We start from the raw sequence: 13313 nt of genomic DNA, 5'->3' as shown, positions 1-13313 counted from the left end.
AGAGAAAATCGCTCTCCATAAGGGGAGCGATTTTTTTTATTCATAAAGTAAGCTTTCCACACATAAATCTGTAATGACATATAGTTTGGGAGGGGGAAAAGAAGTGGCTGCAGATCATTCATTACGATTTTCATTAAAAGAATCTGTGTGGTTCCAAAAAGGACAGGAAGTCGAAGAACTTTTGTCAATTTCGTTAGATCCAGACGTTGAGATAGAAGAGCTTGATCATGAAGTAATCGTGAGAGGACAATTAGATTTAACGGGAGAGTATGTTGCACGAAAAGATGATTCCGCGTATTCATTAAGAGAACTATCGCCAGCAAAGTCAATTGATTATGTAGAAACAAGAGAAGATGGGGTTAATGAACTTGTTCATTCCTTTCCACTTGAAATATCAATTCCGAGAAATCGAGTGAAAGTAATTGAAGAGCTATATGTATCAATCGAGGAATTTGATTATGAATTAAAGGAAAATGGTTGCTTACAATTATTAGCGGATATATCTATTACCGGTTTGTGTGATGAAGAGAGAAGCGAGGATGAAGTTGAAGAGGAAGAAACGGTGTATGCTGAGTTAGAAGAAGATTCAGCGCAAGAGGATGAAAATAGACCGGCGCCGCATGTAGAAGAAACAGCATATAAGGAATCAGATGAGTGGGAAGATTACGCATTTGAACCGTTCCAATTAGAGGAAAGAAAAGAGCAGGAATTAGAAGAAGAGAAAATAGAAGAACATGAATTTGTGGAACGTGAAGAGGAGCAAGAAACAACGCCGCAATTTGAACTGTTCGGACGAAAAGATTTCAAGAAAGAAAAAGCGAAAAAGCAGGAAGAACAAGAAGAAGAGTACTCACAGCGAGATGAAAATGCGCTTTATTTAACAAAACTATTTACGAAAGAACCGGAAGAAGAATTTACAAAGTTAAGAATGTATTTCGTGCAAGAAGGAGATACAATTGAATCTATTGCAGACCGTTATGAAACGTCTGTACAAAATTTATACCGTGTCAATCAAACAGAAGATATATTTTTAAATACGGGGCAAATTATTTATATTCCCGTTTCAAGGGTAAAGGCGAAATAAGGAAGTGAGTGTTTTCACTCACTTCCTTTCTTAGAGGCTATGTTTTGAATAGAAAGGGTTATTCGTATGGATATTGAGTTGCGAAATCACTATGAACCTATCGTGAGGCAATATAGATTGGATACGCAGCATATGGAAGAGCACGGAAATGTAATGAAAATTTATACGAATCAAGGTCCATATGCACTCAAGAAAATAGAAGGCAGAAAGTTAGAGCGGAATAACTTTCTGCATCATATTCAATATTTGAAGGAGAAAGGTTTTTCAAATTATGTACCTATATATCATGCGACGGATGGAAGTTATATTTTAAGTGACGGGACGTATAATTATTATTTAATGCCTTGGTTAGAACGTGCAGAAGGAAACGGTGAGGACAATGATCAATACCATAAAATGTTTCAGACACTTGGAATGTTGCATCAAAAAACTGTGAAGGAAGAAACGTATACGGAAGAAGATTTAGAAAAACATTATACAACTATATCCGATCGTTGGGAAAATGATGGTGAGATGTTAGAAGAGTTTCTCGTAGAATCTGAATCAAAATGGTATATGTCCCCGTTTGAATTGCAATATTGTACGTACTATCATCATGTAATGAGAGCGCGTGAATTTGCAACGAAGCAATTAAATGAGTGGAACGATGCGATGAAAGAAAAAGAGAAAACGCGTATTACTTTTGTGCATGGTAATGTGTCACTTAATCATTTTTTATTTGACTATGAGCGGAATGGCTATTTTATTAGTTTAGAAAAATCGAAGTTTGCAACGCCTGTGCAAGATATAGTAGGTTTTTATTCACGGTCTTTAAACACATATCCAATCGCAAGAAGTGATCGGTTTGAATGGTTTCAAATGTATCAAAAAAATTTCCCTTTTACGAAAGAAGAGCAACTACTTATGTTTGCGTATATGACGTATCCATCGCAATTTATTCGGCAAATCCAGTCTTATAAGAAAAGAAGAGAGCGTCGTAATGAGGAAAATGAACTTCTCGGAGTAAAGAGTTTGCAACAATCGCATTGGCTCGTTAGTAATATAGAATATTTCCTTTCGCAATTACAAGCTGCCCAGCAAGGGAACGGATAAAGAAGATAAGTAGAGGGTACTACTTATCTTCTTTTTTTCATTCCAAAAGCTATAGTCTTAAATTTATCTTGACGAATAAGGTTTCGTTTTTTACACTATTGTATATAATAATTAACAATCATATAAATGCCTTGAAGGGGAAGAGTATAACAAGAAACGTCTTCAGAGAGGAGAATCATTAGCTGGGAGATTCTCTAGATAGTTATGTTAGAAGGTAGCCCTGGAGCATCTTTTCTGAACGGAATAGTTCTCATTAGGAAAAGACGGATTTGTCCGTTATCAAATTAAGAGTATAAGCAAATTATGAATTTGTTTGTAAATAAAGGTGGTACCGCGATGTCCCTCGTCCTTTTTGGATGAGGGACATTTTTTATTTTAAGGAGGGAAAATAATGTCAAACACGGAAAAGAATTTACCAACTAAATATGATCATATGTCCGTTGAAGAAGGCCTTTATCAATGGTGGCTTGAAGGCAAATATTTTGAAGCAACAGGAGACGAGAAGAAACAACCGTATACAATTGTAATTCCACCTCCGAACGTAACTGGTAAGTTACACTTAGGTCATGCTTGGGATACAACTCTTCAAGATATTTTAACTCGTACGAAGCGTATGCAAGGATACGATGTACTATGGCTTCCAGGAATGGACCATGCTGGTATCGCAACACAAGCGAAAGTAGAAGGAAAACTTCGTGAAGAAGGTATTTCACGTTACGATCTTGGCCGTGAAAAATTCCTTGAAAAAGCTTGGGAGTGGAAAGAAGAGTACGCTTCTCACATTCGTCAACAATGGGGGAAAGTTGGTTTAGGACTAGACTATTCTCGTGAACGTTTCACATTAGACAAAGGTTTATCAGATGCGGTTAATAAAGTATTCGTTCAATTATACGAAAAAGGCTTAATTTATCGTGGTGAATATATCATCAACTGGGATCCAGCAACACGTACAGCTCTTTCTGATATTGAAGTAATTCATAAAGAAGTTCAAGGTGCATTCTACCATATGAACTATCCGTTAACAGATGGTTCTGGTCACATTCGTCTTGCGACAACTCGTCCAGAAACGATGCTTGGTGATACAGCAGTAGCAGTTCATCCAGAAGACGATCGTTACAAACATTTAATCGGAAAAACAGTTACACTTCCAATCGTAGGCCGTGAGATTCCGATTATTGCTGATGAGTACGTAGAAAAAGATTTCGGAACGGGCGTTGTAAAAATTACACCAGCTCATGACCCGAATGACTTTGAAGTAGGTAACCGTCATGACTTACCACGCATTTTAGTAATGAACGAAGATGGAACAATGAACGAAAAAGCTGGTAAGTATAACGGTATGGATCGTTTCGAATGCCGTAAAGAATTAGTAAAAGACTTACAAGAAGCTGGCGTATTAGTAGAAATCGAGCCACATATGCATTCAGTAGGTCATAGTGAGCGTAGCGGTGCAGTTGTTGAGCCTTATTTATCAACACAGTGGTTCGTAAAAATGGCTCCACTTGCTGAAAAAGCAGTAGCGCTTCAACAAAAAGAAGAAGAAAAAGTAACGTTCGTACCAGAGCGTTTTGAAAACACATATTTACGTTGGATGGAAAATATTCATGACTGGTGTATTTCTCGTCAATTATGGTGGGGACACCGTATTCCAGCTTGGTACCATAAAGAAACTGGTGAAGTATACGTAGGTACAGAAGCACCAGCAGATATTGAAAACTGGAATCAAGATAACGATGTACTTGATACATGGTTCAGTTCAGCATTATGGCCATTCTCCACACTTGGTTGGCCAAATGAAGATTCAGCAGACTTCAAACGTTACTATTCAACAGATGCACTAGTAACGGGTTATGATATCATCTTCTTCTGGGTATCTCGTATGATTTTCCAAGGTTTAGAGTTTACAGGCGAGCGTCCATTTAAAGATGTATTAATTCACGGTTTAGTTCGTGACGAGCAAGGTCGTAAAATGAGTAAATCTCTTGGTAACGGTATTGATCCAATGGATGTTATCGAGAAGTACGGTGCAGATGCAATGCGTTTCTTCTTATCAACAGGAAGTGCACCAGGTCAAGATTTACGTTTCAGCATGGAAAAAGTAGAATCTACTTGGAACTTCATTAATAAAATTTGGAACGCATCACGTTTCGTATTAATGAACATGGATGATATGAAGTATGAAGAAATCGATTTAACTGGTGAAAAATCAGTTGCGGATAAGTGGATCTTAACTCGCTTAAACGAAACAATCGAAAGCGTAACACGTAACATGGATAAATATGAGTTCGGTGAAGCTGGTCGTTCATTATACAACTTCATTTGGGACGATTTCTGTGATTGGTATATTGAAATGGCGAAACTTCCACTATACGGTGAAGATGAAGCAGCTAAGAAAACAACTCGTTCTATTTTAGCTTACGTATTAGATCAAACAATGCGTCTATTACACCCATTCATGCCATTCGTAACAGAGAAAATTTGGCAACACTTACCGCATGAAGGCGAGTCTATTACAGTAGCTGCGTGGCCAACAGTTCGCGAAGATTTACAAGATACGGAGGCTGCGGCAGAAATGCACCTTCTAGTTGATATCATTCGCTCTGTTCGTAACATCCGTGCAGAAGTAAATACGCCAATGAGCAAAAAAGTTCAAATGCAAATTAAAGCAAAAGATGAGGCTGTACTTGCTCAACTTACGAAAAACAGCTCTTACATTGAGCGTTTCTGTAACCCAAGCGAATTAACAATTCAAACAGACTTACAAGCGCCAGAAAAGGCAATGACTGCAATCGTATCAGGTGCAGAGTTATTCTTACCGTTAGCTGATCTTATCAATCTTGATGAAGAGAGAGCTCGTCTTGAGAAAGAACTTGAGAAGTTCGATAAAGAAGTAGAACGTGTACAGAAGAAACTTTCTAACCAAGGTTTCGTAGCGAAAGCTCCTGCAGCGGTTATTGAAGGAGAGCGTGCGAAAGAGCAAGATTACCTAGAAAAACGCGAAGCAGTTCGTCAACGTCTAGCAGATCTTGAAAAGTAAAAATGTTTTTAGAGACTCACTATATTGGTGAGTCTCTTTTCTTTGCGTATAATAGAACTATGAAAGTTGTCTTTTGAAAGGGGAAAAATATACGTGATACATACATACAAAGAAGCGATAGGGTGGATCCATAGCCGATTGAAATTTGGAATGAAGCCAGGATTAGAAAGAATGAGATGGATGTTAGAAGAACTTGGAAATCCAGAGCGTCATATCAAATGTGTTCATCTTGCTGGTACAAATGGAAAAGGTTCAACGTTAACATATATGCGTTACATGTTAGAAGGCGCGAAATATAAGGTAGGAACGTTTACCTCTCCTTACATCGAATCATTTAATGAACGCATTAGTGTGAATGGAACACCAATTGCAGACGAAGAGATTACTGAACTTGTAAAGCTGGTAAAACCAGTCGTGGAAAAACTAGATGAAACGGATTTAGGGGAAGCGACAGAGTTTGAAATTATTACTGTTATGGCGATTTGCTATTTCGGTAAATTCAATTTCTGTGATGTTGTTTTATTTGAAACAGGGCTTGGTGGACGTTTTGATTCTACCAATGTTATACACCCTGTTCTCACGATTATTACGAATATCGGTCACGATCATATGCATATTTTAGGAAATACACTAGGAGAAATTGCATATGAAAAGGCGGGGATTATTAAGTCTGGCGTGCCGGTAATTACTGGTGTACAAGATGAAGAAGCTTTGCAAGTCATTCAAAATGTTGCAAAGGAAAATCATGCAAACTTATACGAGATGGGCAACCATTTTACAGCATTACATAAACAGTCTAGTGAAGATGGAGAACAGTTCGATTTCACTTGTCCTTTCGCCTCTTTTGAAGATGTGCGAATCACAATGAAAGGCAGCCACCAAGTAGGAAACGCAGCACTTGCGCTTATGGCAGTCATGTATGTAAAAACATATGTATCATTTTTAATTGAGGAAGAAGAAATAAGAACTGGATTACAGGAAGCGTATTGGGTGGGGCGCTTTGAAAAACTGCAAAGTAATCCAGATATTATTATAGATGGTGCTCATAATCCAGAAGGTATCGAAAGCCTTGTGAAAACAGTAGAAGCGCATTACAAAGATAAAAATGTAATAGTGTTATTTACTGCCCTTGGTGATAAACAATTACATAACATGGTAGGCCAATTAGAAACCATTGCAGATGAAATTATTTTTACAACATTCGCCTTTGATCGTGCTATTTCTGCTGATAAGCTTGCATCATATTCACAGAAAGAATCAAAATTAGTTTTTGAAAATTGGAAAGAGGCAATTGATACAAAAGTTGAAATGATAGCAGAAAATGATGTTTTTATCATAACAGGTTCTCTTTATTTCATTTCTGAAGTACGAAAATATATTTGCGAGAAAAACTAGATAGTCTTTGCTATCTAGTTTTTTGTTCTACAAATGAAGTCAAATGCATACATATAAGATAAATATATAGGGTTATTTGGCGAATTCCTCTGACAAATATCTCGTTTTTTTGTGAAATGAATATGATATGATGCGGACAACGATAAGAGGTGAGGTGTGAGTGTATGGACAAGCAATCACGAACGATCTCAGTGAAAGTGAATGGAACAGAAGCGAAGTATGAGGAAAAGAAGAAAGATGAATTTGAATGGATGGTAGTAGAAAGTGAACGACCGAAAAATGTTGTTCCGTTTCAAAAAGCGAAATCAATGTCTGTGGAAAAATACAGAAAGAAGTGGAGTAATACATTAATTGTAATCGTTGCAACCGCAATTATTATCGGTACGGCGTTTGGAATGGGGATGCTTCATTTACTTACTGGACAAGGAACGACAGGAGGAAGTGAAGTAACTGCTTCAAGGCCGACTGGAAATGGAGAATCAAAGGTGGGTGGAACGGCAGAACAAACACCAGCACCGAAAGAAGAAAAACAAAAGGCGCAGGCAGGAACGTCATTGGATCCGATGAAATTATTTTTTGTTCAAGGGGGGCTTTATTCTTCTGAAGAAAAGGGACAGGCAGCTCTTGAAGAATGGAAAGGCAATGGGGGTATTGGTGCTTTGAGACCGAGCGGTGATAAGTATGCAATAGTTTTTGGTATTGCTAGCGATGAACAGTCTATAAATCAATTAATGACTAAGTATAAAAATGATGGTGTCTCCGTTTTAAAAAAGAACTGGGATATAACAGATAAAGCATTGCTGAAAGATGATAAAGAAGTAGGAACATTTTTAACAAAAGTGCAGCCATTATACAATCATTTAGCAAAATATGCTTCTAGCGTACAAGTTGGTGGAAAAAGCAGCGCAAAAGATATAGAAGTAATTGAAAAAGAATGGAAAAAGGTTGAAAAAGAAGGGAAAAGTATGAAACAAGAAGAAGCAAAGAAACTGTATATGTATACGTCGGTAGCTGTACAAACAGTAAAAGATGGGAAGATGGATAAGGAATCTTTGGCGAAATTAAATCAAGTTATTATTGATGGTTTACTCTCGTATGAAAAAATTGTTTCGTAGAAAGTGAAATGATAGGATAATAAAATGAGTAAGAAAGAAGTACATGTACTTCTTTCTTTTCTTTTGAATTTAGAGCAAAGTGCTTTCTCTATGACAGGAATATAATCGTATGCAATAAAGAAGTGTTATTTTAGTTAGAGAAATTAATATTTCTTTCATTTGTGGACAAACTATTCCTTTGATACGATTAATATAAATTGTTCTGCTTCATGTGAGAAAGGAAGGAGAAAATATGAGAAAAATAATTTTAGCTTCAGGGTCACCTCGGAGGAAGGAATTGCTTGAGTTAGCTAGTGTGCCATTTGAAATCGTTGTAAGTGAAGTAGAGGAAACAATTGGTGCATATTCATCGCCTTCTGATATTGTAATGTCGCTTGCCTTGCAAAAAGCATCAGCGGTGGCAGAAAATAATAGTGATTACATTGTGTTAGGTGCAGATACAATTGTTACATATGAGTCGCGTATTCTTGGTAAGCCTTCTAATGAGGATGAGGCGAAAGAGATGTTGCAATTACTATCAGGGAAAACACATGAAGTGTATACAGGTGTTGCAATTATAGCAAAAGAAAAAACGGTTACTTTTTATGAGCGTACAGAAGTTACATTTTGGGAGTTAACAGAAGAGGAAATTGATACATACGTCGCGTCGAAAGAACCTCTTGATAAAGCCGGTAGTTATGGGATTCAAGGTAAAGGATCTATTTTCGTTCAAAATATTCAAGGGGACTACTATAGTGTAGTTGGCTTACCAATTGCACGTCTCGTTCGGGAATTAAAACAATTTGATATTGATGTAACCCATGCGTAAAATTGCATGGGGTTTTCTTTGAGAGAACAAATAAAGGGGTGGAGAGATGAACGGTATTCGTGATGTTGTAAGAGAAGAACAGCCACGGGAGCGTTTATTGTTAGAAGGTGCTGGAAGTTTATCAAATCGAGAGCTTCTCGCAGTGTTACTCAGAACAGGTTCTAAAGAAGAAACAGTTTTAAAGTTGTCAGATAAAATTTTACATCAATTTGATGGCTTACGTATGTTGAAAGATGCAACATTAGAAGAGCTAATTAGTATACATGGTATTGGGATTTCAAAGGCATCGCAACTTATGGCAGCCTTTGAACTAGGCAGAAGAATGGTACGTTTAGAATATCAAAATAGATATAGTATTCGAAGTCCAGAAGATTGTGCGAAATACATGATGGAAGAAATGCGTTTTTTACAACAAGAGCATTTTGTTTGTGTAAATGTAACATAAACACTAATAAAATTCTATATCTAATACTTCTGTAACTCCGTCTTTTTTATTAATTTTGATATTCTCTATGAACATATTCATAAATTGTTTTTTCTCATCAGATGATAAATATGACCAAGTACTTTTAATATTATTTATAATTTCTTTTATAGCATCATCATCTATATTTTCGTTTTCATTGGAACTTAAAGATTTCAACTTTTCTTTTATCGATTCTAGCGCTTGTTTCGTTTCTTTCATTCGATTGGCAAACTCTTCATCTGTCATTAGATCGTTTGACCATGCTTTTTGAAACTTTTCTCTTTGTCGTTCTACTTTAGATAATTGTTTCTTGAAGATATCAATTTCATTGTCTTCTGTTTGAAATTTCGGTACCTGTTTGAATCTGTATTTTTCAATATAATCTAAAAAGGCTATCTCTATTTTTTTCTCACTGGAGGAAAAAGCCTTTTTCTTATTTAGAACACAAGCCTGACAACGATATCGATTATGTTCAATATCTTGATTATCTTTTTTTCTATGATACATTACTCTTTCACAAGTTAAATGATTTCCGCAATTTGGACAAAGTAATTTCATTTGAAAAATGAAGATAGAAGTAGTTTTACGTTTTTTAAAATTTTGGCGACTAGATAGTAGTTGTTGAACCTTCATAAATCTATCTTTCGTAATGATTCCTTGGTGCGCATTCTCTATTATCTCATTAGACCACCTTATCGCTCCGTACATGGCGTGATTAGAAAGAATATCTAATATGGTGCGTATATGCCATTTGTAACCTCTTATGGGCTTAATATAGCCGTCTAAATGGTCGGCGAGTTGTCTGATAGAGTAACCCTCTTCAATTTTTCTTACCATATCTAAAACTACTTTGCTTTCTTCTAGATTTATAATTAATTTGCTATACTCATTTTTATCAAATCCAAATGGGGCCTTTGCTGAATATTCTCCTTGGCGAGCCTTTTCTAATTGACCCATTCTTACACGTTCACCTAAATTTTCTCTTTCCCATTGAGCTAATGCAGCTACAATTGTAATAAACATTCTCCCCATAGCCGTGGAAGTATCATAAACTTCTGTTGCTGATTTAAAAGCACAATTGTATTTATCGAATGTATCTAGTAGTTTGTATAAGTCCATAACAGAACGTGTTAGACGATCTAGACGATAAACTAAAACAGTATTAATTAATCCTTTTTTGATATGGTCTAACATTATGCTTAATTGTGGACGATTCGTATCCTTTGCTGATACACCTTCATCTACATAAAATTTGAAATTATCCCAGTCTTGTGCCACGCAATATGCTTTTAGCTTTTCACGTTGAGCTGAAATAGAGAAACCATCTCGTACTTGTTCTTCAGTGCTTACTCTTATATAAATTCCAACAGTCACTATTTATCTCTCCTTTTAAAAAGAGGACAGCTGTACGGGCTGTCCATTAAATTCCTAGCGCTAAAGATTTAATTGATATAGGTATTAGTTTAATGTAGCTACGTACATTACTACTTTACCGTGTATTTTTATATTCGCAGCATCTTCATAAGGAACTGTATAATCAAAGAAACGATTGTCGTATGAATCCGGTCGGAATATTAATCGTTTATTTTGTTTATCATTAAAGAAACGTTTTACAGAATAATCGCAGCCGTTACTAAAAACAACTATGTCATTATCGTAAAGTTCCTCTAAAGCAACTTCTTTTACGGCAATCAAAGAGGTATGTGGTATAACTTTATTCATCGAGTCACCATTAACACGAGTCATAAAAATATCTTCTCTACCTGCCCATTTCCCCATTAGTGAATCAGGAATATGTATAGTTTCCAAATCCATTTCTGTCATTCCATCAATTTCTAGAGGTAAACCAGCTGAAATTGCAGTTGGAACATAAGTATATGAAGATTCACGTATTAAAGAAATAGTTGGAGTATTTGGTTTATACACTTCATTTGTTGGTGGGAACAAATCATTAATTGATATATCCAATGCTTGTGCTATTGCAAATAATACATCTTGTTCAGGTTCGTTTGTCCCATTTTCATAAGAAGAAATTGTATTATGTTTTTTTCCTATTCGTAATCCTAATTCTTTTTGGGTCATTTTCTTTAGTTTCCTAAAGTTTTTAATTTGTTGACCTACATATTTAGAAACATCTTGTTTCATGAAGTTTCACCTCCTTTCTTGATCTATTATATCATATTTCATGAAGTTTTAAACTAAAAATTTCATGAAACAAGAAAAATAATATTTAATTTCATAAAATATGAAAATTATTGTTGAATTATGTCATAACTTCATGTAATATGAAGTTGTCGAAAGTGAGGTGAATTATTTTGCAAGACAAACTGGTGTCTTTACGTATGTATAATAGGTTAACTCAACAGGATATGGCTGATTTAATAGGTGTAGATAAGAGAACTTATGTTAATAAAGAATATGGAGTTACTCAATTTAAAGCTAATGAGATGTTTTTAATTGCTCAGAGATTCGGTAAAGGAATTGAGGAAATTTTTTTGCCAACTAACTTCATGAAACATGAAGTTTATGAGGTGGATGGTGAGATAGATGGAACGAACTATATTGGATAATCCGCCAAGTGAGGAAACGGCGTTGAAAATGGCTGAGTTTTTTATGAAAACTTCAGTTCCTCGTATTTTAGCAGCTCGTCAGGCTGAAAAAAATAAAAAAGAGGTGACCAATGATGAACGGAGTATTATCCGCAAGTAAATTAATGAAAGCATCAGATGTTGTAAAAAGATGTGCAGAAATGAGAAAGAGCCCAGCATTATTACTTATTACTGAATTAGAAGCAAAGTGTCAGCTAAGGGAAATGAACCGTAAGGTTTCATCTTGAAGGGAGGTGAGTTAATTGAAGGAAGTAACATTAGTTTTTAAATCAGGCGCAAAGGTTAGTTTTACGGCTAATGAATTTAAAACAATTAAAAATGGTTTTGGTGCTATTGCGGAAGTTAAGTGGGATACAGAAGGACTTAATAAGCATTTGCATCACTTAAATGATTGCAACGTTGATGCAATATTTGTGGAAGATATCGGTGAAAAGAGAACAACACTTAAGGAGCCAGATCATCCAATTGAAGATTTCTATGGTTGTGAAATTAAACAAGATGATAAGTATTTTATGTTTGGCCAGGATGCCGTACTTGAAGGAAATCTAACGAATTACTTAATTGCGGAACAAAGTGTTGAATGCTTTCGAGCTGTATAAAAGGAGAAACCGCCAGTTGGGGCTGACGGTCTAATAAAAACATATTTCTTGGTCATTATAGCATGAATTGATTTCGTGTAAAGGAGTGTAAAAGGATGGATAAGCAATTAATGCCTAAAACTACATATCTAGTAGGTGTATGTAATTTATTTGTTAGTAATGCAGATCCATTGGTAGTAACGAGGTTAGCTAAAAGTGCAATGGAATTTGAATATGAAATATCAAAGCAAGTAGCCAATGATGTCGGTGGAGAAGTAATCCGCAAAACTGTGGAGTATGAAAGGGTAGCGGAATTTTAATGGATATTAAAGCGATTGAAGAACATGTACAGGCTATTAATACAGCAAGAGATATTGGGGTCTTGAATACCTTTGGAAATGAAGTGCAAGTAACTGATGAATTGTTTGAAGAACTTCTGAACGAAAAAGGAGATTTGGAAATAGTAACACGTGAGTGTTCTGATTATCCTTTTCGAGCTAACTTCAAGCGAAATGGCATAACCTTTTATTCTATCCACACGGAAGAACAAATAAAAAATATCTTTGGAGGTAATATCGATGAATGCATTACAACAAAATGAATTATTAGAAGTGGACCAATTGCAAGATGCGGAGCAACAATTTGAGGTTACGGATATTAACGGTTTGAATTGGGCGTTTCGTAAAATTTCAGCGCTTAAAGCAAAGGAAAAAGAAATTACGACACTAGCAAATGTTGAACGTGATCGTATTACACAATGGGAGCAAAGTGAATTGAAACCCATCCACAATGATATTTCATTCTTTGAAACTCATATTCGACGTTATCATATGGAACAACTTGCAGTGGATCCAAAACAGAAAACAATTAGTACGCCTTATGGTAAATCAAAGACTCGTAAGAGTAGTGAAGCGCCGGAGCAAAAAGATAAAGCCCAGGTACTTCAATATGCCATTGAAAATGAGCTTGATGATTGCTTAAAAACAGAAGTCAAATGGGCTGACTTTAAGAAGAAATTAAAGATTGTGGAAATCAGCGGTGAAAAAGTAATTGTAGATGAGGATGGACAAATTGTTCCGGGGGTTACAATCAAACCTGAATCTATCTCTTATAGTGTGGAGGTATAAAT

15 protein-coding genes, 1 pseudogene and 1 other annotated feature are annotated in these 13313 nt (G+C 35.8%); of the genes and pseudogenes, 14 read left to right on the top strand and 2 right to left on the bottom strand.

Features of this window, described 5'->3' with window-relative positions; translation table 11 throughout:
• Window positions 1-73 precede the first annotated feature (73 nt).
• From spoVID to AXW78_RS21485, 7 genes and pseudogenes are all read left to right on the top strand, one after another.
• Complete coding sequence (spoVID, locus tag AXW78_RS21515; RefSeq protein WP_003302846.1) at window positions 74-1084, top strand: stage VI sporulation protein D; 1011 nt, start codon at window positions 74-76, stop codon at window positions 1082-1084.
• Between the two features lie 66 nt (window positions 1085-1150).
• Complete coding sequence (ysxE, locus tag AXW78_RS21510; protein WP_000350654.1) at window positions 1151-2176, top strand: spore coat protein YsxE; 1026 nt, start codon at window positions 1151-1153, stop codon at window positions 2174-2176.
• A gap of 122 nt (window positions 2177-2298) precedes the next feature.
• Window positions 2299-2530: a binding site (T-box leader), on the top strand.
• Between the two features lie 37 nt (window positions 2531-2567).
• Window positions 2568-5213 (top strand): valine--tRNA ligase, encoded by a 2646-nt coding sequence (locus tag AXW78_RS21505; RefSeq protein WP_000072250.1) that lies wholly within the window; start codon window positions 2568-2570, stop codon window positions 5211-5213.
• Window positions 5214-5306: 93 nt separating this feature from the next.
• Window positions 5307-6608, top strand: coding sequence for a bifunctional folylpolyglutamate synthase/dihydrofolate synthase (locus tag AXW78_RS21500; RefSeq protein WP_061884638.1), 1302 nt, complete (start codon window positions 5307-5309; stop codon window positions 6606-6608).
• A gap of 164 nt (window positions 6609-6772) precedes the next feature.
• Complete coding sequence (locus tag AXW78_RS21495; protein ID WP_000361006.1) at window positions 6773-7723, top strand: hypothetical protein; 951 nt, start codon at window positions 6773-6775, stop codon at window positions 7721-7723.
• A gap of 232 nt (window positions 7724-7955) precedes the next feature.
• Entirely contained in the window at window positions 7956-8531 is a 576-nt protein-coding gene (locus AXW78_RS21490) for a Maf family protein (RefSeq protein ID WP_001226294.1), read from the top strand.
• Between the two features lie 46 nt (window positions 8532-8577).
• Window positions 8578-8964 (top strand): annotated as a pseudogene (locus tag AXW78_RS21485) (UPF0758 domain-containing protein); the annotation flags it as partial.
• A 15-nt stretch (window positions 8965-8979) separates the two neighbouring features.
• Here AXW78_RS21485 and AXW78_RS21480 read toward each other — a convergent pair.
• Both AXW78_RS21480 and AXW78_RS21475 read right to left on the bottom strand, forming a co-directional pair.
• Window positions 8980-10371 carry a recombinase family protein gene (locus AXW78_RS21480; protein ID WP_061884637.1) on the bottom strand — a complete coding sequence of 464 codons (1392 nt, stop codon included), beginning with the start codon at window positions 10369-10371 and terminating at the stop codon, window positions 8980-8982.
• Window positions 10372-10455: 84 nt separating this feature from the next.
• On the bottom strand, window positions 10456-11142 hold the full coding sequence (locus AXW78_RS21475) for a helix-turn-helix domain-containing protein (RefSeq protein WP_061884636.1): 687 nt from the start codon (window positions 11140-11142) through the stop codon (window positions 10456-10458).
• 170 nt (window positions 11143-11312) lie between these two features.
• Here AXW78_RS21475 and AXW78_RS21470 point away from each other — a divergent pair, with 170 nt between their 5' ends.
• The 7 genes from AXW78_RS21470 (at window position 11313) to AXW78_RS21450 (ending at window position 13311) form a co-directional block, all read left to right on the top strand.
• The gene (locus tag AXW78_RS21470) at window positions 11313-11567 is read left to right on the top strand and encodes a helix-turn-helix transcriptional regulator (RefSeq protein ID WP_061884635.1); all 255 of its coding nucleotides are present in this window, start codon (window positions 11313-11315) and stop codon (window positions 11565-11567) included.
• Window positions 11545-11706 (top strand): hypothetical protein, encoded by a 162-nt coding sequence (locus tag AXW78_RS34495; protein ID WP_165375031.1) that lies wholly within the window; start codon window positions 11545-11547, stop codon window positions 11704-11706. Before AXW78_RS21470 ends, AXW78_RS34495 begins: the two co-directional genes overlap by 23 nt.
• Window positions 11678-11833, top strand: a complete 156-nt coding sequence (locus AXW78_RS33955; RefSeq protein ID WP_155722450.1) for a hypothetical protein — start codon at window positions 11678-11680, stop codon at window positions 11831-11833. The genes AXW78_RS34495 and AXW78_RS33955 overlap by 29 nt, the downstream gene beginning before the upstream one ends.
• Window positions 11834-11848: 15 nt before the next feature.
• Entirely contained in the window at window positions 11849-12205 is a 357-nt protein-coding gene (locus tag AXW78_RS21465) for a YqaI family protein (RefSeq protein WP_061884634.1), read from the top strand.
• 95 nt (window positions 12206-12300) lie between these two features.
• Window positions 12301-12504, top strand: coding sequence for a hypothetical protein (locus AXW78_RS21460; protein ID WP_061884633.1), 204 nt, complete (start codon window positions 12301-12303; stop codon window positions 12502-12504).
• Complete coding sequence (locus AXW78_RS21455) at window positions 12504-12785, top strand: hypothetical protein (RefSeq protein WP_061884632.1); 282 nt, start codon at window positions 12504-12506, stop codon at window positions 12783-12785. The genes AXW78_RS21460 and AXW78_RS21455 overlap by 1 nt, the downstream gene beginning before the upstream one ends.
• Window positions 12763-13311 carry a host-nuclease inhibitor Gam family protein gene (locus AXW78_RS21450; protein ID WP_061884631.1) on the top strand — a complete coding sequence of 183 codons (549 nt, stop codon included), beginning with the start codon at window positions 12763-12765 and terminating at the stop codon, window positions 13309-13311. Before AXW78_RS21455 ends, AXW78_RS21450 begins: the two co-directional genes overlap by 23 nt.
• Window positions 13312-13313: the final 2 nt, after the last annotated feature.

This window comes from Bacillus thuringiensis, from assembly GCF_001595725.1.
GTDB classification, from domain to species: domain Bacteria; phylum Bacillota; class Bacilli; order Bacillales; family Bacillaceae_G; genus Bacillus_A; species Bacillus_A thuringiensis_K.
The sequence above is the reverse complement of the archived record's forward strand: the minus strand, read 5'-3'. Positions and strand labels throughout refer to the sequence as shown.

Coding starts and splice junctions, on each gene's coding strand:
- spoVID (WP_003302846.1), top strand. CDS start 74: ATGACATATAGTTTGGGAGGGGGAAAAGAAGTGGCTGCAGATCATTCA.
- ysxE (WP_000350654.1), top strand. CDS start 1,151: ATGGATATTGAGTTGCGAAATCACTATGAACCTATCGTGAGGCAATAT.
- AXW78_RS21505 (WP_000072250.1), top strand. CDS start 2,568: ATGTCAAACACGGAAAAGAATTTACCAACTAAATATGATCATATGTCC.
- AXW78_RS21495 (WP_000361006.1), top strand. CDS start 6,773: ATGGACAAGCAATCACGAACGATCTCAGTGAAAGTGAATGGAACAGAA.
- AXW78_RS21490 (WP_001226294.1), top strand. CDS start 7,956: ATGAGAAAAATAATTTTAGCTTCAGGGTCACCTCGGAGGAAGGAATTG.
- AXW78_RS21475 (WP_061884636.1), bottom strand. CDS start 11,142: ATGAAACAAGATGTTTCTAAATATGTAGGTCAACAAATTAAAAACTTT.
- AXW78_RS34495 (WP_165375031.1), top strand. CDS start 11,545: ATGGAACGAACTATATTGGATAATCCGCCAAGTGAGGAAACGGCGTTG.
- AXW78_RS33955 (WP_155722450.1), top strand. CDS start 11,678: ATGATGAACGGAGTATTATCCGCAAGTAAATTAATGAAAGCATCAGAT.
- AXW78_RS21460 (WP_061884633.1), top strand. CDS start 12,301: ATGGATAAGCAATTAATGCCTAAAACTACATATCTAGTAGGTGTATGT.
- AXW78_RS21455 (WP_061884632.1), top strand. CDS start 12,504: ATGGATATTAAAGCGATTGAAGAACATGTACAGGCTATTAATACAGCA.
- AXW78_RS21450 (WP_061884631.1), top strand. CDS start 12,763: ATGAATGCATTACAACAAAATGAATTATTAGAAGTGGACCAATTGCAA.